This window comes from Bibersteinia trehalosi USDA-ARS-USMARC-188, from assembly GCF_000521725.1.
Taxonomy (GTDB): domain Bacteria; phylum Pseudomonadota; class Gammaproteobacteria; order Enterobacterales; family Pasteurellaceae; genus Bibersteinia; species Bibersteinia trehalosi.
The window spans coordinates 636,917-661,720 of record NZ_CP006954.1; the positions used below are offsets into that span (position 1 = coordinate 636,917).

General features: G+C 38.5%; 27 protein-coding genes. 18 read left to right on the forward strand and 9 right to left on the reverse strand.

The annotated features are described in order from the left end of the window. Positions 1 to 26 precede the first annotated feature (26 nt). Positions 27 to 473: a nuclear transport factor 2 family protein gene (locus tag F542_RS03075; RefSeq protein ID WP_015432992.1), complete on the forward strand. Its 447-nt coding sequence runs from the start codon at positions 27 to 29 to the stop codon at positions 471 to 473. 31 nt (positions 474 to 504) lie between these two features. Here F542_RS03075 and F542_RS03080 read toward each other — a convergent pair whose 3' ends face one another. Next, positions 505 to 2,214, reverse strand: a complete 1,710-nt coding sequence (locus F542_RS03080; protein WP_015432991.1) for a protein-disulfide reductase DsbD — start codon at positions 2,212 to 2,214, stop codon at positions 505 to 507. A gap of 177 nt (positions 2,215 to 2,391) precedes the next feature. On the opposite strand from F542_RS03080, the gene artP reads away from it, so the two are divergent. The 4 genes from artP to artM are packed head-to-tail and all read left to right on the forward strand — an operon-like array spanning position 2,392 to position 5,230. After that, entirely contained in the window at positions 2,392 to 3,126 is a 735-nt protein-coding gene (gene artP / locus F542_RS03085) for an arginine ABC transporter ATP-binding protein ArtP (protein ID WP_015432990.1), read from the forward strand. Between the two features lie 15 nt (positions 3,127 to 3,141). Then, on the forward strand, positions 3,142 to 3,867 hold the full coding sequence (locus F542_RS03090; protein ID WP_025266885.1) for a transporter substrate-binding domain-containing protein: 726 nt from the start codon (positions 3,142 to 3,144) through the stop codon (positions 3,865 to 3,867). 5 nt (positions 3,868 to 3,872) lie between these two features. After that, the gene (gene artQ / locus F542_RS03095; RefSeq protein ID WP_015432988.1) at positions 3,873 to 4,544 is read left to right on the forward strand and encodes an arginine ABC transporter permease ArtQ; all 672 of its coding nucleotides are present in this window, start codon (positions 3,873 to 3,875) and stop codon (positions 4,542 to 4,544) included. 2 nt (positions 4,545 to 4,546) lie between these two features. After that, the gene (gene artM / locus F542_RS03100; protein WP_015432987.1) at positions 4,547 to 5,230 is read left to right on the forward strand and encodes an arginine ABC transporter permease ArtM; all 684 of its coding nucleotides are present in this window, start codon (positions 4,547 to 4,549) and stop codon (positions 5,228 to 5,230) included. Positions 5,231 to 5,314: 84 nt separating this feature from the next. Here artM and F542_RS03105 read toward each other — a convergent pair whose 3' ends face one another. Then, a complete protein-coding gene (locus F542_RS03105) occupies positions 5,315 to 5,656 on the reverse strand; it encodes a carboxymuconolactone decarboxylase family protein (RefSeq protein WP_015432986.1) in 342 nt (113 codons plus the stop codon). A 97-nt stretch (positions 5,657 to 5,753) separates the two neighbouring features. Here F542_RS03105 and F542_RS03110 point away from each other — a divergent pair, with 97 nt between their 5' ends. Then, complete coding sequence (locus F542_RS03110) at positions 5,754 to 6,659, forward strand: cupin domain-containing protein (RefSeq protein WP_042365556.1); 906 nt, start codon at positions 5,754 to 5,756, stop codon at positions 6,657 to 6,659. Positions 6,660 to 6,667: 8 nt separating this feature from the next. Here F542_RS03110 and F542_RS03115 read toward each other — a convergent pair whose 3' ends face one another. Beyond that, positions 6,668 to 7,414, reverse strand: coding sequence for a YdcF family protein (locus F542_RS03115; RefSeq protein ID WP_015432984.1), 747 nt, complete (start codon positions 7,412 to 7,414; stop codon positions 6,668 to 6,670). A gap of 103 nt (positions 7,415 to 7,517) precedes the next feature. Between F542_RS03115 and F542_RS03120 the strand changes: the two genes are divergently transcribed. From F542_RS03120 to F542_RS03150, 7 genes are read left to right on the forward strand one after another with little or no spacing between them, the layout of a single operon-like run. Next, positions 7,518 to 8,192: an acylneuraminate cytidylyltransferase family protein gene (locus F542_RS03120; protein WP_025266887.1), complete on the forward strand. Its 675-nt coding sequence runs from the start codon at positions 7,518 to 7,520 to the stop codon at positions 8,190 to 8,192. Continuing rightward, a complete protein-coding gene (locus F542_RS03125) occupies positions 8,192 to 9,397 on the forward strand; it encodes a flippase (protein WP_015432982.1) in 1,206 nt (401 codons plus the stop codon). Before F542_RS03120 ends, F542_RS03125 begins: the two co-directional genes overlap by 1 nt. Further along, positions 9,394 to 10,323, forward strand: coding sequence for a glycosyltransferase family 52 (locus tag F542_RS03130; RefSeq protein ID WP_015432981.1), 930 nt, complete (start codon positions 9,394 to 9,396; stop codon positions 10,321 to 10,323). Before F542_RS03125 ends, F542_RS03130 begins: the two co-directional genes overlap by 4 nt. A gap of 1 nt (position 10,324) precedes the next feature. Beyond that, the gene (locus F542_RS03135; protein WP_015432980.1) at positions 10,325 to 11,092 is read left to right on the forward strand and encodes a glycosyltransferase family 25 protein; all 768 of its coding nucleotides are present in this window, start codon (positions 10,325 to 10,327) and stop codon (positions 11,090 to 11,092) included. Position 11,093: 1 nt separating this feature from the next. Then, the gene (locus tag F542_RS03140; protein WP_025266888.1) at positions 11,094 to 12,314 is read left to right on the forward strand and encodes a hypothetical protein; all 1,221 of its coding nucleotides are present in this window, start codon (positions 11,094 to 11,096) and stop codon (positions 12,312 to 12,314) included. 3 nt (positions 12,315 to 12,317) lie between these two features. Then, positions 12,318 to 13,202: a glycosyltransferase family 2 protein gene (locus F542_RS03145; protein WP_015432978.1), complete on the forward strand. Its 885-nt coding sequence runs from the start codon at positions 12,318 to 12,320 to the stop codon at positions 13,200 to 13,202. Further along, on the forward strand, positions 13,202 to 14,002 hold the full coding sequence (locus F542_RS03150; RefSeq protein ID WP_015432977.1) for a glycosyltransferase family 2 protein: 801 nt from the start codon (positions 13,202 to 13,204) through the stop codon (positions 14,000 to 14,002). The genes F542_RS03145 and F542_RS03150 overlap by 1 nt, the downstream gene beginning before the upstream one ends. A 36-nt stretch (positions 14,003 to 14,038) precedes the next feature. Here the strand turns inward: F542_RS03150 and F542_RS03155 are convergent, their stop codons facing one another. From F542_RS03155 to leuS, 6 genes are all read right to left on the reverse strand, one after another. Next, on the reverse strand, positions 14,039 to 14,320 hold the full coding sequence (locus F542_RS03155) for a heavy-metal-associated domain-containing protein (protein ID WP_015432976.1): 282 nt from the start codon (positions 14,318 to 14,320) through the stop codon (positions 14,039 to 14,041). Beyond that, positions 14,313 to 14,672: a hypothetical protein gene (locus F542_RS03160; RefSeq protein ID WP_025266889.1), complete on the reverse strand. Its 360-nt coding sequence runs from the start codon at positions 14,670 to 14,672 to the stop codon at positions 14,313 to 14,315. The genes F542_RS03155 and F542_RS03160 overlap by 8 nt, the downstream gene beginning before the upstream one ends. Further along, on the reverse strand, positions 14,644 to 15,750 hold the full coding sequence (locus tag F542_RS03165) for a transglutaminase-like domain-containing protein (RefSeq protein WP_025266890.1): 1,107 nt from the start codon (positions 15,748 to 15,750) through the stop codon (positions 14,644 to 14,646). Before F542_RS03165 ends, F542_RS03160 begins: the two co-directional genes overlap by 29 nt. Positions 15,751 to 15,837: 87 nt before the next feature. After that, complete coding sequence (gene holA / locus F542_RS03170) at positions 15,838 to 16,863, reverse strand: DNA polymerase III subunit delta (RefSeq protein WP_015432973.1); 1,026 nt, start codon at positions 16,861 to 16,863, stop codon at positions 15,838 to 15,840. Positions 16,864 to 16,867: 4 nt separating this feature from the next. Further along, complete coding sequence (locus tag F542_RS03175) at positions 16,868 to 17,362, reverse strand: LPS-assembly lipoprotein LptE (RefSeq protein ID WP_015432972.1); 495 nt, start codon at positions 17,360 to 17,362, stop codon at positions 16,868 to 16,870. Positions 17,363 to 17,457: 95 nt separating this feature from the next. Further along, entirely contained in the window at positions 17,458 to 20,049 is a 2,592-nt protein-coding gene (gene leuS / locus F542_RS03180) for a leucine--tRNA ligase (protein WP_015432971.1), read from the reverse strand. Positions 20,050 to 20,390: 341 nt separating this feature from the next. Between leuS and thrS the strand changes: the two genes are divergently transcribed. From thrS to F542_RS03205, 5 genes are all read left to right on the forward strand, one after another. Next, a complete protein-coding gene (gene thrS, locus F542_RS03185) occupies positions 20,391 to 22,322 on the forward strand; it encodes a threonine--tRNA ligase (RefSeq protein WP_025266891.1) in 1,932 nt (643 codons plus the stop codon). A gap of 452 nt (positions 22,323 to 22,774) precedes the next feature. Beyond that, positions 22,775 to 23,263 carry a translation initiation factor IF-3 gene (gene infC / locus F542_RS03190; RefSeq protein WP_038442966.1) on the forward strand — a complete coding sequence of 163 codons (489 nt, stop codon included), beginning with the start codon at positions 22,775 to 22,777 and terminating at the stop codon, positions 23,261 to 23,263. 215 nt (positions 23,264 to 23,478) lie between these two features. Further along, the gene (rpmI, locus tag F542_RS03195) at positions 23,479 to 23,676 is read left to right on the forward strand and encodes a 50S ribosomal protein L35 (RefSeq protein WP_005596065.1); all 198 of its coding nucleotides are present in this window, start codon (positions 23,479 to 23,481) and stop codon (positions 23,674 to 23,676) included. A 106-nt stretch (positions 23,677 to 23,782) separates the two neighbouring features. Further along, positions 23,783 to 24,136 carry a 50S ribosomal protein L20 gene (gene rplT, locus F542_RS03200; protein WP_006249240.1) on the forward strand — a complete coding sequence of 118 codons (354 nt, stop codon included), beginning with the start codon at positions 23,783 to 23,785 and terminating at the stop codon, positions 24,134 to 24,136. Between the two features lie 55 nt (positions 24,137 to 24,191). Then, a complete protein-coding gene (locus F542_RS03205; RefSeq protein WP_015432967.1) occupies positions 24,192 to 24,734 on the forward strand; it encodes an ATP-binding protein in 543 nt (180 codons plus the stop codon). Positions 24,735 to 24,804 lie beyond the last annotated feature (70 nt).

The following is a 24,804-nucleotide window of genomic DNA, read 5'->3' on the forward strand; positions in this document are numbered from 1 at the left end:
TTTTTAACAAATAAAAGGAAATCATAATGAACTTACAACAACTCCAAGATCGTTTAGCATTAAAAGACTTAGTAGATACCTTCTCTAATCTTGCTGATGAAAAAAATGTGGCAGCACAAATGCCATTATTTACGGAAAATGCCATCGTCAATACCTATATTGGTGGTGAATTAGTATTTGCAATGCAAGGGCGAGCGGAAATTGAAAAAGTGTTTACGGAATACTTAACACCTTTTCATTCAGTTTATCACTTAAATGGTCAGCATACGGTAACGTTTCAAGATGAAATGAATGCGAGTGCAATCAACTATTGCCAAGTGGCATTGGTGCGTAAAAATGAAGCGGGCAAAGACGTGATGTTAAGCCATTATGTGCGTTATCACGATACTTATGTGAAACAAGCGGGTCAGTGGCTTATTGCTGAACGCATTGCAAATTTTATGATTAGTGAAGAGCGAGTGATGGGGGCGTAGCGTGAAGGGAGGGCTTAGCCCTCCTTTTCGTTTAAAGCTGATTTAACCAAGCTAGAAATGCTTCTGCGGGCATAAAACCTGTAACTCGAGCTTGGCTTATTTCCGTTCCTTGCTCATCAAAGAATAAAATTGTGGGTAAGCCTAGCACATTGAAATGTTTCATGAGTTCATCATTAGCAGGTGAGTTTTTAGTCATATCAACTTGTAATACCAGCATTTCACTCAATTTAGCTTTCACTTCGGGATTTGGGAATGTGTATTTCTCAAACTCTTTACAAGCAACACACCAATCCGCATAGAGATCGAGCATTACTTTTTTTCCTTGTGAAGCGGTTAGTTTTTGTTGTAATTCTGCAAGTGTAGTCACTCGGCTAAAGTGAATAGGCGCTTGTGTTGTCTGGTTGGCATCTCCCCAAACTAAATCTGCGAAAGGCTTTGCACAGAGTGCAAGCGTAATGATTAAAAGTAGTTTTAGGCTTTTCTGATAAAGCTTGGCAGAGCCAACTTTTTCATAAGCCCAAGCAATAAAGGCAATTGCCAATGCTGACCATAGATAGCTTTCCCATTCAGGGAAGATGCGAGCAAGTAAAAATACGGGTAACGCTAGCATCACAAAGCCAAAAATCGTTTTCACATTGAGTAACCAATCACCTGATTTCGGCAGAATTTTATTCCCGAACAGAGTAATTAAAATTAATGGAATGCCCATTCCTAAAGCGAGCAGATAGAGAGCTACGCCCCCTGTAATGAGATCGCCACTTTGTGCAACATAAAGCAGCGCGCCAGAAAGTGGCGCTGAAGTACAAGGTGAAGCAACTAAACCAGCGATCATGCCCATGATAAACACACTGATAAATGAACCGCCTTGTTGCTGTTGGCTTAGCGTGTTTAGCTTTTGTTGCCAGCTATTTGGTAGGCGGATTTCAAATAAGCCAAACATTGAGAGTGCCAGTATCGTAAATAAAATAGAGAGCCCGATCAGCACAGGTGGGCTTTGTAAAGCGACTTGGAATGGTAAACCAATTGCTGCAACGATTAAGCCTAGCAGAGTATAAGTTAATGCCATACCTTGCACATAGGTAATACTTAACAAGAGGGCTTTGGCGGTATTTGGGCGGTTTTGGTTGCCGATAACAATCGCAGAGAGCAATGGCAACATAGGTAATACGCAGGGGGTAAAAGCTAAGCCGATACCAAGTACAAAGAACCAAAAGACAGAAAGGCGACTTTGCGATAAATTTTGGGCAAGTTGGTCTTGTTTGGCAATAGGAGCATTTGTTAAAGCGGTTGTATTTTCCGTATTTTTTGCAAAATTTTGCGTATTATCAACCGCTTGCTTGGCTAAATCGAGAATAACGGTTTCTGGTGGGTAGCAAAATCCTTGGGTACAACCTTGATAACGAATTTCTACTTTTCCAACATGTTTTTGGAATGGAACCTGAATGGCAAGTTGATGGCGGAAAATCTCGACATCGCCAAAAAATTCATCGTGATAACGTTCACTGGCAGGGAATTGTGGCTCGTCTAACTCAGTATGAATGCCTGTTATTTCAATCTCTTTTTTATACAGATAATAGCCATCTGCAATTTGCCAATTAAGTTCAAGGAGATTTCCTGATTGTTTATGCGAAAAAGCAAATGCTTGCTCACTACTGAGAAACTTTGGCTGTGATTTAAATAATCCTGCTTGTGCACTGCACGCAATAAGTAGCAGGGAAAGGTAGGTCAAAAAACGCTGCATAGGTTAGTTCCCGAATAAAATAGTCGCAGATTGTAATATGGATGTATGACTTGAGAAAGTGATAATTTTCAACGGGGCAATAAAAAATAATTAACAAAATTTTTTCAAAAAATTACTTGCATAATTATTCATTAAATTCTAATATCTATTCAAATTTTCGAAAATAGGATTACACGAATGGCAATTCGTATTCATAATGTCAATTTTTTCTATGGCAGTAACCAAGCGCTGTTTGACATTAACTTAGATATTGAAAAAGGCGATACGGTTGTATTACTTGGGCCGAGTGGAGCAGGGAAAAGTACACTCATTCGCACTTTAAATTTAATGGAAGTTCCACAATCGGGCTCATTGCAGGTTGCAAATCATCAGTTTGATTTAACTGCTAAAGCAGATAGCAAGCAAGTCGCATTATTGCGAAGAGAAGTGGGAATGGTGTTTCAGCAATATCATCTTTGGAACCACTTAAGTGTTATGCAAAATTTAATCGAAGCGCCAATGAAAGTGCTTGGGTTAAGTAAAACAGAGGCATTAGAGCGTGCTAACGGATTGCTTGCACGTTTAAAGCTTGCAGAATTTGCAGATCGTTTTCCATTGCAGCTTTCTGGCGGGCAACAACAGCGTGTTGCGATTGCTAGAGCATTAATGATGCAACCTAATGTGCTGCTATTTGATGAACCAACAGCTGCCCTTGACCCTGAAATTACCGCGCAAGTGGTAGATATCATTAAAGAATTGCAGGAAACTGGTATTACGCAAGTGATTGTTACGCATGAGGTATCAGTTGCCCGTAAAGTTGCGACGAAAGTCGTGTATATGGAACAGGGTAAAATTATTGAATTTGGTGATGCAACTTGTTTTGAACAACCAAAAACAGCGGAGTTTGCTAACTATCTTTCTCATTCTGATTAGTATAAGGACACAACAATGAAAAAATTACTTTTAAGTGCCGTGATCGCTGCGACTACTATGGCAAATGCGCAAGAAATTACTTTTGCTATGGAACCAAGCTACCCTCCGTTTGAATTAACAAACGAAAAAGGTGAGATTGTGGGGTTTGATGTGGATGTGGCAAATGCCATTTGTAAAGAAATTGGTGCAACTTGTCATTTTAAAAGCCAAGCATTTGATGCTTTAATCCCTAGCCTAATTAAAGGTCGTGGCGGTTTTGATGCGGCAATTTCTGCCATTGATATTACAGAAGCACGTGCAAAACAAGTGGCATTTACGGATGCTTACTATGAAAGTTCTGCAAGTTTTATTGCGGTAAAGGATAAAAATGTAAGCTTAGAAACTGCGAAGAAAGTTGGGGTACAAAATGGTACAACCTATCAGCAGTATGTGAATAATGAAACTAAACAGTATGCAGCTTCTTCTTACAATAGCTTGCAAGATGCTGTATTAGACCTAAAAAATGGTCGTATTGATATTATCTTTGGTGATACCGATGTGTTGCGTGATATGTTTGAGAAAAATCCTGAATTAGGGTTTGTCGGTGAAAAAGTGACTGATAAAAAATATTTCAATAACGGTTTAGGTATTGCAGTGAATAAATCTAAGACAGATTTAGTTGAAAGCTTAAACAAAGGTATCAAAGCAATTAAAGAAAGCGGTGAGTACCAAACAATTTATGATAAATGGATGACTAAATAATCTTTATGTTTTTTGATTATCTTCCTTTAATGTATACCGCAACCCTAATGACCCTAGGGTTAGCGGTTTGTTCGTTATTAGTTGGTATGTTGCTCTCAGTCGTTTTTGTGAGTTTAGAAACGAGCAAATGGGCAGCACTACGCAAGACGACAACTGTATTTCTAGCATTATTACGAGGTTTGCCAGAAATTTTAGTGGTATTTCTGATCTATTTTGGTGCACCTGAAGTGTTGGAGATGATTACAGGGCAATTTATTGAATTAAGTGCTTTTGGTAGTGGGGTTACGGCATTATCATTGATTTTTGCCTCTTATGCTTCGCAGTCGCTACGAGGCGCTATTCAAGCTATTCCAATTGGGCAATGGGAATCAGGGGCTGCACTTGGTTTAAGTCGTGGCTATACCTTTATCCATATTGTAATGCCACAGGTGTGGCGCCATGCATTACCTGGGTTAAGCAATCAATGGCTGGTGCTACTTAAAGATACCGCGCTGGTATCTTTAATTGGGGTACATGATTTAATGCGCCAAACTGAATTGGTTAATACTCGTACTCATGAGCCATTTACTTGGTATGGTTTTGCGGCTTTGATCTACTTAGCAATTACCTTAATTAGCCAGTTCTTTATCCGCCGTTTAGAACAGCGCGTAACTCGTTTTGAAAGAGGAGGCAGATAAAAATGTGGCAAGAATATTTATCCGTCATTGCACAGGGAATCCCAACCAGTTTAATGCTGACAGCAGTCGCATTAGTTGTTGCTTTCGTGCTGGCTGTGCTGCTAACCTTCCTGCTTTCAATGGAAAATAAACCGATAAAATGGTTAATTAATGGTTTTTTAACGCTATTTACAGGAACGCCATTATTGGTGCAATTTTTTCTGATTTATGCAGGGCCGGGACAATTTGAATGGATTACCCAAAGTCCTATTTGGGGATTACTCTCGAATGCATGGTTTTGTGCAATGCTTGCTTTGGCGCTTAATAGTACTGCTTATTCTACCTTGCTGTTCCATGGCGCGGTAAAAGCGATTCCTAAAGGGCAGTGGGAAACTTGTGCAGCATTGGGGCTAAACCGCATACAGACGTTAAAAATCTTAATTCCGTATGCATTGCGTCGAGCATTACCTTCATACAGTAATGAAATTATCTTAGTATTTAAAGGCACATCCTTAGCTTCAACTATTACCATTATGGATATAATGGGCTATGCACGTCGTTTATATGGTACGGAATATGATGCACTTACGATTTATGGTATGGCTGGTGTAATTTATCTTGTGATTACAGGAATAATGACGGTAGTACTGCGTAAAGTTGAACGCAAAGTACTTTCATTTGAGCGTTTAGAAGCGGAAAAAGCCTAAAATTATTTTAAAATGGCTTAACAAGCGGTGGATTTTTGCAAATTTTCTGCAAAAATCCACCGCTTTATTTTTGGATACGACAAACTATTTTTGGCTTTCAACTGCTTCCATTGCACGTAAAGCATAGGTATATGCTGCTCCTGCATTTAACGCAATCGCAGTAGCTAGCGCGCCAGCAATTTCACTTTCCGTTGCTCCTGCTTTTGCGGCTTCTTCTGCGTGAACGCTAATACAGCTTTCGCAACGAGTGGTAATTGCTACGGCTAACGCAATAAGCTCACGGGTTTTTGCATCAAGAGCTTCCGCTGCCGCAGCGGTATTTAGTGCTTTATAAGCATCAAACATTTTAGGATGATTTTGCGCAAGTTTACCAAATGATTGTTTGACATGTGCTGTATGTGCTTGCCAGTCTGTAAATTGTTGCATAATGATTTCTCCGTTGGGTTGTATAAAAAACAGTGCTATTATTGCGATCTTTTCAGAATGTTTCTTATTAAAAAATCTCAATTTCTAGCAAAATCGTATGATCAAAAGTTTAGATAAATTAGTACAACTCGCTCAAGTGAGTGGTGGGATTAATGTGCAGTGTCATTTTCAGGGAGAATGGCTGGTACAGCATCAATGCCAAGCCGCACAAGCGATTGTGCATATTGTAGTAGCAGGGACTGGATGGCTAAAGTTAGCCAATGAAACACACTATCGTCCATTAAAGCAAGGAGATATTGTATTGCTCAGTCGTTCTACCTATCATCAATTAAGCTATCATCAACAATATAATGGTGTTTCATTGTTACCAAGCATTGAACAAAAAGGTGGAATACAGATTCGAAAAATTCATAATGGGCAAGGCAATGAGCTGGAGTTATTTTGTGCGTGTTTTCACTATGAGCCACAATCTGAGTTGTTTAGCAGTTTGCCTGATTGCCTATGGCTAAACTTACCTAATCAGGTGCTACAACCAGTTTTAAGTTTGTTACAACTTGAAATTGCACAGAATGAAACAGCATCACAGCAGGTTATTGATTGTTTATCGACAGTATTGCTTATTGAAATTTTACGCCGTTATTTGCTGCAACAGCCCGATGATGTTGGTGGAATTTTACGGGGTATTCATGATCATCGACTTAATCAGTTGATTCAGAAAATTCTACATGCCCCAGAACAGGATTGGTCGATAGAGATGATGGTAAAGCAAAGCCCGATTTCTCGGGCACAGCTTATGCGCTTGTTTAAACAAAAAATAGGGCAAAGCCCGCATGCTTTTGTGCATAAAATTCGGTTACAAAAAGCAGCACAATTACTTAAACATTCCGCTAATTCGGTTCTAGCAGTGGCATTATCAGTTGGCTTTCTCTCTGAAACGCATTTTAGTAAAGCATTCAAACAACGCTATGGAATAAGCCCAAGCGCTTATCGTCGAGGGCATTAAAAGTGGGTCTAATACCGTTCTTTTAAATAACCAATCCACTCTTTTAAAGCAAGCATATTACTGTTCATTGCGCCAGCTTGCGGGATAAAATACATTAAATTCATTCCATAGGTTTCAGGGGTTGCTCCTGCGCCGACACTAGCAGGAAGTACCTCAAAGCCTTGTTGCTCAAATAACATTCTAGCGCGTTGCATGTGCCATTGGTTTGTCACCAAAATGATTTTGTTAATATGTTGCTTAGCTAAAATTTTGTGGCTAAATAATGCATTTTCTTTGGTTGTCTTGGCTTGTTCTTCTAGCCATTTGGTTGGCACTTGGTAAAACATTTGTAATTCTTTAGCCATAACTGACGCTTCTGAAACGCCATTAGGCGCTGAGCCAGTGATTAAAATAGGCAGTTGCGTTTCTCTGTGCAAAAATGCCGCATAGCGCACACGTTCTACCGCAATTTGGTTCGTAGCAAGCTTGGCAAATAGCTCCTTACTATCGCGTAATCCTCCGCCCAATAAGACAATGGCTTGCGCATTACGGTAATCTGTGAGTGTGAGATTATCTTCTTTGATTAGGCTATCATTCAGTAGTTTTGATGTATATGGAATGCTGAAAAGATAGAGGATGCTGATCCCAAGTAATGCAGCACTATAGCCGATTTTACGCCAATTAAATTTAAAGCAGAACAGCGCAAACAGCCATAATAGCAAAGCATTAAATGGTGGTAGAATGATAGCTGTAATTATTTTAGTGAGCTCAAACATAGCTTAAGAATATAAAAAACGGGAGCGCATTATTCCTGATCTATTCTTGCTTGTCTATGGCTAAAAAATTACAATGGTAACTCTTTTACAAGCGGTTAGATTTATGAAAAAAATTGCAATTATCCCTGCTCGCGCAGGTTCAAAGGGTATCAAGGATAAAAACTTACAATTAGTAGGTGGAATCTCTCTGGTCGGACGCGCGGTTTTAGCTGCAAAAGAGTCAGGAATGTTTGACGAGATAGTTGTAACCTCTGATGGTGAGAAGATTTTACAAGAGGCTGAAAAATATGGTGCACAAGCGTTGCATCGCCCACTTGAGCTCGCACAGAGCGATACTCGTACTATTGATGCGGTGTTACATTGCTTAAATAGTCTAGAATTTAGCGATGGTATTGCAACTTTATTGCAACCGACTAGTCCATTACGCACAGCACTTGATGTTCGTAACGCAATGCAGATTTTTTTAAATGGCGATTGCAAATCGGTTGTTTCTGCCTGCGAATGTGAGCACCATCCGTATAAATCATTTTCCTTAGACGGCGATGAGGTAGTACCTGTGCGAGAATTAACAGATTTTGAGGCTCCTCGCCAGAGTTTACCGAGAATGTATCGTGCTAATGGCGCAATTTATATCAATGATATCCGCTCGCTCTTGCATGCAAAAAATTTCTTTATTCCGCAAGTTAAATTTTATTTAATGCCAAGTTATCGTTCGGTAGATATTGATGCTACTCACGATCTGCAACTTGCAGAAAGCTTAATTGAGAAAGAACTTTAATGAAAGTTGTTAAAGATAGTGCAATTTATCTGATAGGCGAATTGACGGCACGTTCGGTGCCGTTTTTACTTTTGCCTTATCTCTCGCGTAAATTGGGCGTGGAAGGATTTGGGCAGCTTTCCTATTTTCAAGCGTGGTTGGCGCTGTTTACTATTTTTATTAGTTTGAGTCAAGAAGGTGCCGTTGCTCGCTATTTCTATTTTTATGGTAAGCGTTCGCTCAATTTAGTATTACGAACAGGGTATAGCTATAGTTTTGCTATTGGTATACTGATTTTAGCGGTTTGTTGGCTAGCGCAATCAGAAATTTTAGCCATTGTAGCATTATCTGCTCTGTTTCAATCTTTTTTAAATGTGCAATTGACAGTACGACAATGCCGTAAACAGGCGCTGTCTTATGCGTTAATTCAGCTTTGTTCAACGATAGTATCTGCAGGTCTGACAGTACTATTGTTAGAAATCTACCAAGATGATTTAGTTGAGAAGCGCTTATTAGCGATTTTATGTAGCAATATTTTTGTTTTTACTCTTGCTTATGTTTTATATACACAGCATGTTCATACAAAAAGGTTTAGTTTCCAGCGTTATAAAATAGCACTTTACTATTTGCTTGGCTTTGGCTTTCCGCTTATTTTACATAACGGTAGCCTATTTTTACGTGGACAATTTGATCGCTTTCTGATTAATCATCAATTTAGTCAAACTGAATTAGGCTTATATGCAATGGGCTTACAGATAGCATCTATATTAACCATTGTAATTCAGGTGCTAAATAAGGCTTTAACACCTCATTTATTTGAAGGATTAAAGCAGAAAAAAATCACATTACGCGATATTCATCGCTGGGCAACATATAGCTTACTAATTATCCCTATTCCTGCTTTAGTTATTTGGTTGATTCCTGAAGATATTTTTATTTGGATTTTAGGGGAACAATTCGTAGGGACAAAGTATTATATTACACTATTTTTAATTTCATCTGCGTTATTAATTCCTTATCTGATTTTAGTGAATTACCTTTTTTATTTTGGAAAAAATAAGCAAATTTCATTTTGCTCAGTATTGGGAACCGTCTGCTACATTATTGCATTATTACTATTGAGTAAGACAGAAGTTCAATATATTCCTTATGCGGGAATTTTAGGGGCGATCATTATTCTTCCTTTGCTATATACTATGACCGCAAGAGTGAGTAAAAAGTTATGAATCTAATTATTTGTTGTACGCCATTGCAAGTGCTCATTGCAGAAAAAATTATGGAAAATTATCCTGAAGAAAAGTTTTTTGGGGTTATGCTACATACTGTAGATAATAGCAAATTTTCTCATTATAAGGCGCGTTTAAAAAGTAAATGCCAAGCTGGATTTTTTTCTTTATTACAGCATAATGATAGAATTAATTTGTTAAAAGAAATTATTCGGCTAAAATTTTTCTTTACAGGGAAATCTTTTGTTAGGGTATTCGTTGCTAATTTTACCGAATTACATATTCAATTTTTACTTAGTTCAGTAAAATTTGAGCAGTTTTACACCTTTGATGATGGTACAGTAAACATTGTTGAGAATAGCCCTTTTTTGAGGAATGATCCTAAAACACCTATGCGTAAAATGATTAATTGCATTTTAGGTAATCGTTTTTCTAACCAGAAATTAAGAACATTATCACAAAAGCACTACACTATTTATCAAGGTTTTCCAAATATCATTAAAAATACGGAAGGGATTGATTTAATTGAAAATAGTGAAATTAACAGTGATGATGTTGAGTCAGTAAATATTTTACTTGGGCAACCTGTTTATGCTGATGATGATGCTAATATTGCCTTAGCAGAAAAAGTGATAAAAAAATTTAATATCCATTACTATTTTCCTCATCCGAGGGAAAAATATAAATTATCAAATATAAGCTATATTAATACACCGCTTATTTTTGAAGATTATATTATTAGTAAGTTTTCTAAACGTAAATGTAAAGTATATACCTACTTTAGTAGTGCAATTTTGAATTTGAATAATAAAAGCCCTAATATTGATATGGCTGCCCTCAAAATTGAAACTCATGATCCCGCATTTGATGCAACCTATGCTCTTTTTGAGAAACTAGGAATTAATGTTATCGATATTCGAGAATAATATGCAAAAATATTTAATTTCCTTAGATAAGGATAATCTACGAAGAGAACTCTTTTTTTCCCAGCCAGATACAGCTGATTTCCAAATTTTTTCAGCATTTAATACGATGTCAGAAAGTGAAGAATATTTAAGTAAGCGGTTTGAATTAACCAATTTTTTGCAAAAATATGGAAGGCATGCTACTAAAGGTGAAGTTGGCTGTACTTTAAGTCATTTAGGCGTTTATCAGCAAATTATACAAGATGACTCAATTGGGGAAAACGAATTTAGTTTAATTTGTGAAGATGATGTACTATTTCACCAAGATTTTCCGGTGGTTTTGCAGGCAATATTAAATCAACAATCTTCAGCGGATATAATTTTATTAGGGCAATCAAAAATTGCAAAATTTAATGATAGGGAACTTGAACTTAATTATCCTACAGCGTTTTTAACAGACTTAAAACAAACTGGTTTTGCTATCGGGTATCCATATAAAAATTATTATGCTGGCACAGTCTCTTATTTAATTCGTAAATCTGCAGCAAGGATCTTTTTACAAACATTAGAGCAAGAGAAGCCTTTTTGGCTTGCTGATGATTTCATTTTATTTGGAGATGAATTTGGTTTGAATATTCAAGTTGTTCGTCCTTTAGTAGCAATTGAAAATCCTAAACTGAATTCAAATTTAGAAGCTTTGCGAGGTTCAAATTCGCACTATTTTTGGCAGAAGTTAATTAAATACCCTGCAAAGAAACTCTTAGCAATAAAACGAAATATAAGGAAATAAAATGTCGGCGATATTTAATCTATTTTATATTTATGATCCTTGGTTATTCCATTTTTTTCGAATGGCATTTTTATGTGGGGTTTTAGCTTGCTTCATATTAATCTATCGTTGGACGCAGAAAAAATTAGTTGATGGTATTATTTTACCAATAGACAGTTTAGTTGTTATTATTGGTTTGATTTTATTTAGTATTATTCCTATTTTGCTAAATGCAACAACGGAATTTGCAGTCATTATTCAATATGTAAAAACGTTAATTTTATTTATATTTGGTATAGCAATTTATAATCTCTTTTATGCTAATGAAAGCGGACAAGCAAAAGTAATTCGAGACCTAAAAATAGGGATTGTTATTCAATCTATAGTGGGTATTCTGGCATTATCCGGCATACCTTTTATGATTGATTTAAGCCTTTCAACAAATGTACTTTTGCCACGCTTTTATGGCTCAGAACAAGAATATCGTTTATATAACATTACCTCAATGGCATTTTTTCAGTTAAGTATTTTTTACTTAATGCTAATGCACTTCTTACTAGCTTATAATGCAAAGAATAATAATATTAATAGTCTGTTTCTGTTTTTATTGTTATTTATTGGTTTAATTTCAGGACGAACATTTTTATTTTTATCAGTATTGAGTATTTTAGTTTACTTTAAATGGAGATATATCCCTGTATTAATCGTTTTTAGTGGTATTTGCCTGTTCTTAGCAATAAATTTTTCAGAACACAAATATGTATTACATGCACTAGAACCGCTCATTAATATTCTAAAAATTACAGGGGTATCATCAAGCGCAGAGCAAGCAGTGGTATTTAATGATATTTCTCAAATTAGTTCATCAAGTGAGAATTTAGTTAAAAATCAGCTTTATTTGCCAAAGCTGAAACAAATATTACTTGGTGATGGTTACTACTATACGCCCGCAGGGCATTATTATGGTGCAACAGATTCAGGCTTTATTCGCCAAATATTATATGGTGGTATTGCTTACTTAGCGGTTTGCTTTTTCTTTACCGCTTATTTTGTTTATCGCATTGCTCAAAATTGGTTTGATACGAGTTGGAAATTTATACTTTCAACTATATTAATTCTCTCTATTTTAAATATTAAGGCTGATACTTATGCCTTCCCAGGAATTATGTTAGTATTATTAATGTTTCTTTCGTTATTTGGTCGTAATGGCAAGCAAGTCGTTATTTTTAAACGTGGTAATTAAATAATGTTTAGTATTATTATTCCGTCTTATAATCGTCAAGAATATATTGCGGATTTATTAAAAAGTTTAGAGTGTCAGACAGTACATAATTTTGAAGTAATTATTGTGGATGATTGTTCTACTCAATCGGTAGAAATTAAACAATTCTATTCATTTCCACTAAAAATTATTCGTAACTCAGTAAATCAAGGAGCTGCTAAAAGCCGTAATATTGGAGCGAATGTAGCAGAAAAGGAATGGCTGTTATTTTTAGATGATGATGATCGCTTTGCGTTAGAAAAGTGTGAAATTTTAGCACATAAGATTTCTCAGGATCCTCGGGTGAATTTTATTTATCATCCGGCAGAATGTATTATGGTCAATGAGCATTTTAGCTATTTTACTCGCCCATTTACTGATATCGCAGATATTACATTAGATAATTTGCTTAGAGCGAATAAAATAGGTGGAATGCCGATGATTGCGGTAAAAAAATCACTATTTTTAAGTGTAAATGGTTTATCCGATGAGTTGCTTTCTTTAGAAGATTATGAATTTCTATTAAAGTTAGTGACTAATAAAAATTTTAAACCGTGTTATGTGGATAATGCATTAACTAAATGCGCATTTTATACTCAGCGTGCAAGTGTTTCTACTAACACAGAAAATACAGAAAAAGCAATTCAAGCGATTGCAAAAAAATATGTTAAAACAGCGCAACAACAGAGAAACTTTACATTTAATTCACTTTATATGCTCTCTTATACTCATATGATGAATTTATCACGTAAAGCAGGTGTTTTTTATTTAAGAATGTTTTGTGGCAGTTTTAATTTAAAATATTTAGCAATTGCGTTGATCACTTTTATTTCGCCTAAGTTGGCAATTAATATGAAACGGTATTTTTAATGAAATTCTCGGTATTGATGTCGCTCTATATTAAGGAGCAAGCAGCGTATTTAATCGAATGCTTCGAAAGCTTGGCAGCTCAGACTATTTTAGCTGATGAAATTGTTATTGTCTTTGATGGTAAAATTACGCCTGAATTAGAGCAAGTTGTACAAAATTTTGCTCAAAAACTACCGCTTGTTATTGTTCGATTGGCTGAAAATCAAGGTTTGGGTAAGGCTTTGAATATTGGCTTAACCCATTGTAAGAACGATTGGGTGTTTCGAATGGATACGGATGACATTTGTGTGCCGGATCGTTTTGAAAAACAAGTCAGATTTATTGAACAACATCCCGATTTAGTGATTGTTGGTGGGCAAATTGCCGAATTTGGCAAAGATGTGCAGGATATTGTCAGCTACCGTCGAGTACCAACCTCTTATCAAGAAATTGTGAAATTCACCCAAAAACGTTGTCCATTTAACCATATGACGGTCGCCTACTGTAAGCATGAGGTTTTAGCTTGTGGTGGTTACCAAGACTTACAAGAAGACTATTATTTATGGATTAAATTGATTGCATTAGGCAAAGTTGCTAGTAATTTAGCCGATATATTAGTTTATGCCCGAGTAGGTAATGGTATGGTTGGACGTAGGCATGGTCTTTCACAAGCAAAAGCAGAGTGGCGGTTATTTAAACTGAAACGACAGCTTGGATTGCAAGATCCATTCTCTGGATTAGTCGTATTTTTGATGAGAGCATTGCCTAGATTACTGCCTGTTTCATTACTTAGCCAAGTGTATAAATTCACTCGTCGCTGATAGATAAACATACCCACAATTTGTGGGTATGCGAAATTATTTGATAAGCGTTGCAGAATAATTGAGTTTCTTTATCGCATTGACAATATCTGCTTCTTGTACATGTTGTTGTGCCACAATGACCACATTGCGTTCTTTAAAAGATGCTTTGCTTGACATTACGCCTTCCACCTCTCGGACTTCTTTATTGACTAAATAGACACAAAGTTGGCAATACATTTCTGGAATATGGAAGGTCATTGTTTTTTTCTCTGTTGCTTGAGCAAAATTAGCTAGAGCAGAGAAAGATAAAAAGGTCAAAAGTAATTTTTTAAGCATAGTTTTCTAAAATCCATGGTAAAAAAGTTGGGTAGAGCAAAAAGAAAAGAATCAGTATAAATACTGCTGCATATAGCCACATCAATGTACGATGAGAGAGATATTTGCTACAGATAATTCGCTTGGAAAAGAATAGTAGCCAAAAACCATATGCAAAGATGGTAAGCGAAATGACTGTCATCGGAATTTGTAGCCATGTGAGTTTGCCTAATTGCATAAGCCAAGGTGAAGAGATCCCAAATAGCAGATATATTAAAGGTGCAATGCAACAAAGGCTTGAGGCAATGGCGGCTGAAAGAGCCGCCATTAGAGTTGTTATTAGGTTATTTGAGTTTTTTGGAGATGTACTCATATTTAAACTCTTTCGGATCGAAATGGTTTAATGGATCGCCACCAATTTCCGCATAAGGGTAGCCAAAATTGTTGATAGGAGCGAGTTCTGGTTGTGGATAGAGATCGAAATCTCGTGCGTGATTAAAGCCTACCCAATTCATTTCCCAGTTACCGAAAAGATATTTTGCCACCGCTTGAGTATCTGCATCTTCCACTGATTTATGCTCCGCTAAACGCATTTTGGCTACATCGGCGGAATCCACTGGCAGCCAACCAAAACCGGCTAAATAAAATTCAGCACGGCAATGCTGTCCACCGGCAACATCAGCAATGCCATTTTCATCCGCAGAACCAAAAGCACCTTTGGAATACTTACCCATTTTAATAGCTTGTCCTAAGCGAATACCAAAAACTTCTCGAGCAGGAATGCCAACAGCGCGTGCTAAAGCCACAAATACGGAGTTAATATCGGTACATTTACCTGAAAGCTTTCCACTGGTAAGGATTTTTTCAACATTACCATCGCCACAACCTAACACGGAATTATCTCGTTCCATATTAGCAACAATCCAGTTATGAATAAGACGAGCTTGTTCGAGCGGATTTTTTTCATTACCTACGATTTTCTCGGCAAACTCTTTTACAATCCCATCGGTTTTAATGTGTTCTGTCGCTTGGAGATAAGGTTGTACATCCACCCCATAAATGATTTTTTCAGGCACTTGATAGTTTTTCAGTGCATTTTGTGCCATTGGTTCACGATCACGAGTTTCAATAACTAATTTGAGTGTTAAATCTCGTGTTTCCGCTTTTTCGTCCCAACTAGCAAACAGCGTTTTTGCCCCATATTGGTTATTTTCCGTAATGTAAGCATGTTGGAAATTGCCATCAAACTCAAGTGATTTCACATCTTGGTAAGGAGTATTGCTTGGTAATGGAATCCAAAGTTTTGTTTCGCCATTTGAACCTTTAGGTACGGCTAAATCATAGCGTTGAGTTAATTCATAAACGTGAGTTTGAGTATAGTAGGATTGGCTAGCAACAGCCAAAGCAGCAGGGCTAAATGCCACTGCGAGTAGGGTAAGAGATGTCTTCATAGTTTGTCCTAATAGTTAAACTTAACATATTATACTTGGCGATAATTTGCCAAAACGGACAACATTCTAATGGAAATTTAACAGAATTTAAACAAACTTCAGTGACAATTTTTCGAGATCGTTCCAAATATCATTGCTAAATGTTTGCTTCACTTTCTTTTCAATTTCAGCCAGTGATTGAATAATCTGAAAGAGTTTTTGATAATTCAAACGTTGAGCCGCATTTTGATAAATTGGGCGTTTATTCTGCCAAATCTTCAAGCGGTCAAATTCTTGGCGTAAATTGCCAAGATAAAGTGGCTGGCTTGAGTGAATAGTTTGCGGTGAGCGAGTAATTTCGAGCAAGATCATCAACTCTTTTTGCAAAATTCTCAGCAAAACGACCGCTTGTACATCCTCATTTTCAAGTTGGCGTAAAATTCGCACTGCTCTTGCTATTTTTCCAAGTAATAGGGCATCAACCCACTGAAATGGCGTAAATTGCGCGGATTGCTCAACAATTTCTTTCGCCTGAGTTATCCCAATTTTCTTATTGTTATACTGTAGCTGTAGCCATTGTAAAGCTTGCTTTAATGCGAGTAAATTCCCTTCGTAGCTATAACAAAGTAAGCCGATCGCTTCATTATCTAGCTGTAAATTCATTGTCTTCGCGCGATGATTTAGCCAAGTTGGCATTTTATTTATATCGGGCGTTTGGCAGTTAATGATCGTGCTGTTCGCTTCAATTTGCGTAAACCATGCCTGCTTTTCCATTGCCTTAGAAAATTTAGGCAGGTGTAGAATAAACAGCAGATCGGGATGTGAAAGAGCAAGTAGTTCGTTTAATTGTTTCTGCTGAGTGGCAGTGGTAGATTCAGGCAAATCAAGGATGAAAATCTGGCGGCTAAAGAATAGTCCCCCAGATTGTGCTTGTTCGAAGAGATTTTCCCATTTGGTATCTGGAGCGACAGTGATTTCGGTTTTTTCATCAAATTCTTGCTGACGAGCAAAGGCGATAATGCTGTCTTTAGCTTCACCAACCAGCATTAAATCTGCACCACTTAATACATAAAAGGGCGTAAGACCTTTTTCTAACGCCATTTTTAAGCCTTCTGGAAAAATCCGCTGTAACATTGTGCTATTTTGTTTTGTTGATTTCGGTATGTAGCCCCGCAATTTTGATTAGTAACTGACGAGAAGCTTGTTCATACATTTGACGCATAATACTTTCGCGCTCTTCAGATTTTGCAAGGGCCGCTCGAGAATCATCAAAGAATGTTCGGTGTACAGATACTTCTAGTGGATAGCTTCGCTGATCCGGCATTGTTACTGTTGCGGTTACATTTAAACTGAGAATTTTTTCCGCTTCACGCGCTTGCTTAAATACCGAGGCAACGGTATCGCTACTTTGCGTTGAATTCAGGCGTAAATTAGCGACATTGGCTGATTTTGGCACGATATGAATATCATTTGATAACATCTGATTGCGTAAAACACGGGACATATCGCTATATTGATCAGCACTTTCAAATGAGAGTGTACGTAGCTCTTCCGGAAACAGCTCACTGTTTTTAAATTGCCAACCGCAAGCGGTTAAAAAAATTGCAAAAAATGCAAAAAGTTTTTTGAACATTTGGATGAAATCCCTTGTAAAGGCGTATGTCATACGCCCTAATCATTGCATAAAAGGGCGTATGCAATACGCCCCTACATTTAGATGTGATGATATTACGCTTTCGGCTTCACCGCAAAGCTAAACATTTTCAGTGGTACGTAAATTTCTTTCACCACCTCCATATTCTCCAAGAATTTTTGCACATTCTCATCGGCAAGTGCCGCTGCTTTGATCTCTTCTTGGGTCGCTGTGGCTGGTACAGTCACTTTACCACGCACTTTACCGTTTACTTGCACCACGATAAGTTTTTCATCTTCTACCATCGCTGATTCATCAGCTTGAACCCACTCGGCAAAATCAATGGTGCCTTCAAAACCGAGATCATTCCAAAGTTCAAAACAGATATGTGGTGTGATTGGGTAAAGCATACGAATCACCGCACTTAATGCCTCTTTCATCACGGCTTTATCTTGATCACCAGCAAGCTCAGCTTTGGTGAGTTTGTTCATTAACTCCATAATCGCCGCAATTGCCGTGTTAAATGTTTGGCGACGACCAATATCATCGCTCACTTTGGCGATCGTTTTGTGCACTTCACGGCGAAGCTCTTTTTGTGCTTTCGTGAGAGCTGAAACATCTAATTCAACGCTTGCTGGATTTTGGTTATATTCGTAAGCCAAATTCCAAAGGCGTCCTAAGAAACGTTTTGCCCCTTCCACACCAGATTCTTGCCATTCCAACGTCATTTCCGCAGGTGAGGCAAACATCATAAACAAGCGAACGGTGTCTGCACCATATTTTTCCACCATCTCTTGCGGATCAATACCGTTGTTTTTGGATTTTGACATTTTGGTCATACCACTGTGAACAAGCTCACGTCCTTCTTTATCAAAGGCTTTGAGAATACGACCTTTATCATCTTTTTCCAGTGTCACTTCAGTTGGGCTTACCCAAATACGCTCGTTGGTCGGGCTAGTGTAGTAGAACGCATCAGCAAGCACCATGCCTTGACAGAGAAGTTTTTCCGCAGGTTCATCGCTGTTCACCAAGCCCGCATCACGCAGTAATTTGTGGAAGAAACGGAAGTAGAGCAAGTGCATGGTCGCGTGCTCAATACCGCCGATATATTGATCCACTGGCAACCAGTAATTCGCTTCATCGCTGTCTAGCATGCCTTCGGCAAATTGTGGGCTAGTGTAGCGTGCGTAATACCAAGAAGATTCCATAAAGGTATCAAAAGTATCAGTCTCTTTGAGTGCGCTTTTGCCGTTATAAGTGGTTTTTGCCCACTCAGGATCCGCTTTAATCGGGCTTTTCACCCCGTCCATCACCACATCTTCTGGCAAAATAATCGGTAAATCTTGCATTGGTGCAGGCACAACTTCGCCACTATCAAGGGTGAGCATTGGAATTGGTGCTCCCCAATAACGTTGGCGAGACACACCCCAGTCACGCAAGCGGTAATTCACTTGGCGTTTGCCCACACCTAATGCTTCTAATTTATCCGCAATGCCGTTAAATGCTTGCTCAAAGGTATTGCCATCAAATTCCGCAGAGTTGATGAGTTTGCCGTGTTCGGTGTATGCTGCTGTACCAAAATCCCATTCAGAACCATCAAGCGGTGCAATCACTTGATTAATTGGCAAATCATATTTTTGGGCAAATTCAAAGTCACGTTGATCGTGAGCAGGCACTGCCATCACTGCACCTGTACCGTAGTGCATTAACACAAAGTTTGCGACCCAAATTGGGACTTCTTTACCTGTTAATGGGTGAATAGCGTATAAGCCTGTTGCCATACCTTTTTTCTCCATCGTCGCGATGTCGGCTTCGGCAACTTTGGTGTTTTTCGCTTCACGAATAAATTCTGCAAGTTTTTCGTTATTTTTAGCCGCTTGCTCAGCAAGAGGGTGAGCGGCTGCCACCGCCACATAACTTACGCCATAGAAAGTGTCAGGACGAGTAGTGTAAACAGGTAAGGTTTGATCGCTATCTTTAATTTGGAAGGTAATTTCTACCCCTTCTGAGCGACCAATCCAGTTGCGTTGCATGGTTTTTACTTGATCAGGCCAGTTTGGAAGCTGATCTAAACCGCCCAGTAACTGCTCGGCATAATCGGTAATTTTAATAAACCATTGCGGAATTTCACGCTGTTCCACTGGCGTATCACAACGCCAGCAACAACCTTCGTGAACCTGCTCATTCGCAAGCACAGTTTCATCATTCGGACACCAGTTTACGGTTGAAGTCTTACGATAAACTAAGCCTTTTTTGTATAACTCAGTAAAGAACCACTGCTCCCATTTGTAGTATTCTGGGCGACAAGTAGTGACTTCACGATCCCAGTCAAAACCAAAGCCCAAAATTTTGAGCTGATTTTTCATATATTCAATGTTTTCGTAAGTCCATTTTGCTGGTGCGGTTTTATTCTTAATCGCAGCCCCTTCCGCTGGCAAACCAAATGCGTCCCAACCCATTGGCTGTAATACATTTTTACCATTCATACGTTGATAACGAGACACGACATCACCAATGGTGTAGTTACGCACGTGCCCCATATGCAGACGACCTGACGGATATGGGAACATAGAAAGGCAGTAGTATTTTGGCTTAGAGGTATCTTTGATAGCTTTGAATACTTTATTTTCGGCCCAGAATTGCTGAACCTTTGGCTCAATCGCACTTGGATTATATTGCTGCTGCATAAAATTTAACCTTTGAATTTATTACAAAAAATTGTGCGTAGGATAGCGTAAAAACGGTTTTTTTTGAATGGTATGCGGTGGGATTTTAGGGATTTTTTGCAAAGCAATGTGCATATGTTATAATTCCAATGCTTTTCTGCCGCCCAAAGTTGGGGCGAGATTTGCAAAATTTTTATGGAAAATAACCGCTTGTTAGCGGTTTTTTTGTTTTCCTGAAGATTGTAATCGGGCGTACGCAGTACGCCCCTACATTTCGGGAAAATTGTGTAGGGGCGTATTGCATACGCCCAGAAAATTAACAAGTAACCTCTCGTATGGGTTACCACTGTAAGGAATTTAAAATGCCAATTATTACTTTACCAGACGGTTCACAACGTCAATTTGATAATCCAGTTTCTGTAATGGAAGTCGCCCAATCTATCGGTGCAGGCTTAGCCAAAGCCACCATCGCAGGGCGTGTAAATGGCGAACGCCGTGATGCTTCCGACATCATTTCCGAAGATGCTAGCCTTGAAATTATTACTGCCAAAGATGAAGACGGTTTAGAAATTATTCGCCACTCAACCGCACACTTATTAGGGCATGCGATCAAACAACTTTTCCCGAATGTAAAAATGGCAATCGGGCCGACCATTGATAACGGCTTTTATTACGATATTGATTTAGACAGATCTTTAACCCAAGAAGATATTGATGCGTTAGAAAAACGTATGTTAGAGCTGGCAAAAACCAATTATGACGTGGTGAAAAAACGTGTTAGCTGGCAAGAAGCAAGAGATACTTTTGAAGCACGTGGTGAAACCTACAAAATGGCGATCTTAGATGAGAATATCAGCAAAGATGACGAGCCAGCCCTTTATCATCACCAAGAATATATTGATATGTGTCGTGGGCCACATGTGCCAAATATGCGTTTCTGTCATCATTTCAAATTGCAAAAAATTGCTGGGGCATACTGGCGTGGTGATAGCAAAAATAAAATGTTGCAACGTATTTATGGTACAGCATGGGCAGATAAGAAACAGCTTAATGACTATTTACAACGTCTAGAAGAAGCGGCAAAACGTGACCACCGTAAAATCGGTAAAGCGTTAGATCTCTATCATATGCAAGAAGAAGCACCGGGTATGGTGTTCTGGCATAACGATGGTTGGACGATTTTCCGTGAGTTAGAAACTTTCGTGCGTACTAAACTTAAACAATACGACTACCAAGAAGTAAAAGGCCCATTTATGATGGACAGAGTATTGTGGGAGAAAACAGGACACTGGCAAAACTACGGTGATTTAATGTTCACCACCCAATCAGAGAACCGTGAATATGCGATTAAGCCGATGAACTGTCCGGGGCACGTGCAAATTTTCAATCAAGGCTTAAAATCTTACCGTGATTTACCGTTGCGTATGGCAGAATTTGGTTCTTGCCACCGTAACGAACCGTCTGGTTCATTACACGGCTTAATGCGTGTACGTGGCTTTACCCAAGATGATGCGCATATTTTCTGTATGCCAGACCAAGTGGAATCAGAGGTAACGTCGTGCATTAAAATGGTGTACGACATTTACAGCACCTTCGGCTTTGAAAACATTGCAGTGAAACTTTCAACTCGTCCAGAGAAAAGCATTGGTACGGACGAAATGTGGGCAAAAGCAGAAAAAGACCTTGCGACTGCATTAGAACACAACGGCTTGGAATATGAAATTCAAGAAGGCGAAGGCGCATTCTACGGGCCAAAATTAGAGTTTGCTTTGCGTGATTGCTTAGATCGTGAATGGCAATGCGGTACGATTCAGTTAGACTTCTTCTTACCAGAGCGTTTAAGTGCCTCTTACGTTGCCGAAGATAACGACCGCAAAACGCCTGTAATGATTCACCGCGCGATCTTAGGTTCATTAGAACGCTTTATCGGCATTATCACCGAAGAGTATGCAGGCTTCTACCCAACTTGGTTAGCTCCTGTGCAAGCAGTGGTGATGAATATTACCGATAGCCAATCAGATTATGTGCAAAACGTGGTGAAAACCTTGTCTGACGCAGGTATCCGTGTTAAAGCAGATTTACGCAACGAAAAAGTCGGCTTTAAAGTGCGTGAACATACCTTACGCCGTGTGCCATATATGTTGGTATGTGGTGATAAAGAGATCGCAGAGGGTAAAATTTCCGTTCGTACTCGTAAAGGGGCTGATTTAGGCACTTACAAAGTAGAAGAATTTGTGGAAATCCTCAAAGCACAAATTAAAAACCGTGAATTGAAATTGCTAGGTGAAGCGTAAGCGGTAGAAAAACGGCATTTTTTTGCAAAATGAAGATAGAGGCGGATGAGATATCCGCCTTTTTATTGCAGGTTATCTATTTTTGGACGTAGGTACAGGCTGATTTTATGCTGCAGTATCGCGGGCGTTGCAGTTTGAATGGGATTCATCAAGTATTGGTGGCAGAGTAATTCTAAACAAAATTGCAACAGTTGATTAAGCCAAAATGCAAGAGTCGAAAGCATATTCTTTAACTAGGTAATGTGAAGTGATTATAAAATCTCGTTCTGGTCTTGCTCAATGCCTTAAAACCAAGTAAAATCCCCCCGTTTTGCTCATTTTAGAGCCAGAGGTCGAAATTGAGCTTGTGACAAGCGGGCTGATTTTCGTAAAAATTTACCAACAGAAGGAATAACATTATTAAACCTGCAAAACGTGTTCAGTCTAACCGTGCTCATCGCTTAAATGATGAGATTCGTGGTGTTAAAGAAGTTCGCTTAACCGATGAAAATGGCGAACAAGTCGGTATTGTATCTATTCAGGAAGCTCAAGCACGAGCAGATGAAGCTGAATTAGATTTGGTGGAAATCAGCCCAAATGCAGAGCCACCAGTTTGCCGTATTATGAACTACGGTAAATTTATCTACGAAAAAGAGAAAGCCGCAAAAGAGCAGAAGAAAAAGCAAAAAGTGGTGCAAGTGAAGGAAATCAAATTCCGTCCGGGTACTGACGTTGGCGATTATCAAGTGAAATTGCGTAGTATTTTGCGTTTCTTGGAAGATGGCGATAAAGTGAAAATCACTGTGCGTTTCCGTGGTCGTGAAATGGCTCACCAAGACATCGGCTTCGATGTATTAGAACGAGTAAAACAAGATACTGCTGAAATTGCAGTGGTCGAAAGTGCATCGGGTAAATTAGAAGGTCGCCAAGCAGTTATGGTGATTGCACCGAAGAAAAAATAATTTTTCCTTGCAAAAAATGAGCGGTTCTTATAGAATTCGCTCGTTTTTTCGTTGGAAAAACATAAGGCGAACAGGCAGACTCAGCAGCCTGATTTGCTTTTTTATTGCAATGAAAATTGCACGGAGAGTAATTAGTGCTTGTCAAGTAAGGGTAGCAAATGTTGCACTTCGCCTAATTACAAATATTCACTAAAACAATGCGGAGTTTTTTAACAATGCCTAAAATTAAAACAGTACGTGGTGCTGCTAAGCGTTTCAAAAAAACAGCGTCTGGCGGTTTCAAACGTAAACAATCTCACTTACGTCACATTTTGACTAAGAAAACCACTAAACGTAAACGTCACTTACGTCATAAATCAATGGTAGCGAAAGCTGACCAAGTTTTAGTCGTAGCGTGCTTACCGTACGCATAAGCCTTTAAGGTTGCGTAGAAAGTACGGACGTACGAATAGAAATTCTTAGTAGGGGCGGAATGCTTACGCCCGTGAAATCAAAATAGACAATTTAGGAGATTAAATAATGGCTCGTGTAAAACGTGGTGTTATTGCAAGAGCACGCCATAAGAAAGTTCTTAAGGCTGCTAAAGGTTATTATGGTGCACGTTCACGCGTGTATCGCGTTGCTTTCCAAGCAGTAGTTAAAGCTGCTCAATATGCTTACCGTGACCGCCGTCAACGTAAACGTCAATTCCGTCAATTATGGATTGCTCGTATTAACGCAGCAGCACGTCAAAACGGTTTATCTTACAGCAAATTCATCAACGGCTTGAAAAAAGCATCTGTTGAAATCGACCGTAAGATCTTAGCTGACATTGCAGTATTTGACAAAGTTGCTTTTGCTGCATTAGTTGAGAAAGCAAAATCTGCTCTTTAATTTTTAAAGAATAGAGAATAGGACGCTGAAAAGCGTCCTTTTTTACTTTTATGCGATGAAAAAATTGATCATTATTCGCGGGCATGCAGGTGCTGGGAAATCTACTTTTGCTCAGCAGAAGATCGACGCTTTTAAAAAAGAATTTCCGCAAGCAGAGGTTTTTCATATAGAAAATGATAAATTTCTGTCTGAAAATGGTAAATATCATTGGACGCCGAGTCGCTTTAAACATGCAAAGCAGCAAGCTTTACAGGCGTTGAGCCAAGCTTTGCAAACGAAACATAATTGTTGTTTGATTGTGTTAAGCAATGTTGGTGTAAATGCTACTTTTCTCATGGCTTTAATGGCACAAGCTAAAGCTTTGGGGTTTGTTGTCGAAATTTATCGGGTGCAAAATTTTCTTCGTAATCAGCATGGGGTTAGCTTAACGCAGGTATTAGAGATGTATCTAGCTTTGCAGTGTAACCCAATTGCTGATGAAATATTTGTGCCGGTAATAAAATCAATGAATGCTTACGTGCGCCAACGTTTGCTAAGGTTAATTTTGCAGAAAAATGCAGAAAATATACCGCTTGTAAAAGATTCTTTACCTAACTAGAAATAACTAGACAAAATATTCGTTAGAATAGCGAGCAAGGTAACGAACTGGATTTGGAATAGGAGAATAC

Excerpts from the sequence above, each read along its gene's own strand:
- F542_RS03165 (WP_025266890.1), bottom strand. The coding sequence starts at position 15,750 with ATGAAGACATCTCTTACCCTACTCGCAGTGGCATTTAGCCCTGCTGCT.
- F542_RS03120 (WP_025266887.1), top strand. The coding sequence starts at position 7,518 with ATGAAAAAAATTGCAATTATCCCTGCTCGCGCAGGTTCAAAGGGTATC.
- rpmI (WP_005596065.1), top strand. The coding sequence starts at position 23,479 with ATGCCTAAAATTAAAACAGTACGTGGTGCTGCTAAGCGTTTCAAAAAA.
- F542_RS03090 (WP_025266885.1), top strand. The coding sequence starts at position 3,142 with ATGAAAAAATTACTTTTAAGTGCCGTGATCGCTGCGACTACTATGGCA.
- F542_RS03175 (WP_015432972.1), bottom strand. The coding sequence starts at position 17,362 with ATGTTCAAAAAACTTTTTGCATTTTTTGCAATTTTTTTAACCGCTTGC.
- F542_RS03160 (WP_025266889.1), bottom strand. The coding sequence starts at position 14,672 with ATGAGTACATCTCCAAAAAACTCAAATAACCTAATAACAACTCTAATG.
- F542_RS03155 (WP_015432976.1), bottom strand. The coding sequence starts at position 14,320 with ATGCTTAAAAAATTACTTTTGACCTTTTTATCTTTCTCTGCTCTAGCT.
- F542_RS03080 (WP_015432991.1), bottom strand. The coding sequence starts at position 2,214 with ATGCAGCGTTTTTTGACCTACCTTTCCCTGCTACTTATTGCGTGCAGT.
- F542_RS03125 (WP_015432982.1), top strand. The coding sequence starts at position 8,192 with ATGAAAGTTGTTAAAGATAGTGCAATTTATCTGATAGGCGAATTGACG.
- F542_RS03205 (WP_015432967.1), top strand. The coding sequence starts at position 24,192 with ATGAAAAAATTGATCATTATTCGCGGGCATGCAGGTGCTGGGAAATCT.
- artP (WP_015432990.1), top strand. The coding sequence starts at position 2,392 with ATGGCAATTCGTATTCATAATGTCAATTTTTTCTATGGCAGTAACCAA.
- rplT (WP_006249240.1), top strand. The coding sequence starts at position 23,783 with ATGGCTCGTGTAAAACGTGGTGTTATTGCAAGAGCACGCCATAAGAAA.
- holA (WP_015432973.1), bottom strand. The coding sequence starts at position 16,863 with ATGTTACAGCGGATTTTTCCAGAAGGCTTAAAAATGGCGTTAGAAAAA.
- F542_RS03135 (WP_015432980.1), top strand. The coding sequence starts at position 10,325 with ATGCAAAAATATTTAATTTCCTTAGATAAGGATAATCTACGAAGAGAA.
- F542_RS03140 (WP_025266888.1), top strand. The coding sequence starts at position 11,094 with ATGTCGGCGATATTTAATCTATTTTATATTTATGATCCTTGGTTATTC.
- F542_RS03150 (WP_015432977.1), top strand. The coding sequence starts at position 13,202 with ATGAAATTCTCGGTATTGATGTCGCTCTATATTAAGGAGCAAGCAGCG.
- F542_RS03105 (WP_015432986.1), bottom strand. The coding sequence starts at position 5,656 with ATGCAACAATTTACAGACTGGCAAGCACATACAGCACATGTCAAACAA.
- F542_RS03145 (WP_015432978.1), top strand. The coding sequence starts at position 12,318 with ATGTTTAGTATTATTATTCCGTCTTATAATCGTCAAGAATATATTGCG.
- artQ (WP_015432988.1), top strand. The coding sequence starts at position 3,873 with ATGTTTTTTGATTATCTTCCTTTAATGTATACCGCAACCCTAATGACC.
- F542_RS03130 (WP_015432981.1), top strand. The coding sequence starts at position 9,394 with ATGAATCTAATTATTTGTTGTACGCCATTGCAAGTGCTCATTGCAGAA.
- leuS (WP_015432971.1), bottom strand. The coding sequence starts at position 20,049 with ATGCAGCAGCAATATAATCCAAGTGCGATTGAGCCAAAGGTTCAGCAA.
- thrS (WP_025266891.1), top strand. The coding sequence starts at position 20,391 with ATGCCAATTATTACTTTACCAGACGGTTCACAACGTCAATTTGATAAT.
- artM (WP_015432987.1), top strand. The coding sequence starts at position 4,547 with ATGTGGCAAGAATATTTATCCGTCATTGCACAGGGAATCCCAACCAGT.
- F542_RS03075 (WP_015432992.1), top strand. The coding sequence starts at position 27 with ATGAACTTACAACAACTCCAAGATCGTTTAGCATTAAAAGACTTAGTA.
- F542_RS03115 (WP_015432984.1), bottom strand. The coding sequence starts at position 7,414 with ATGTTTGAGCTCACTAAAATAATTACAGCTATCATTCTACCACCATTT.
- F542_RS03110 (WP_042365556.1), top strand. The coding sequence starts at position 5,754 with ATGATCAAAAGTTTAGATAAATTAGTACAACTCGCTCAAGTGAGTGGT.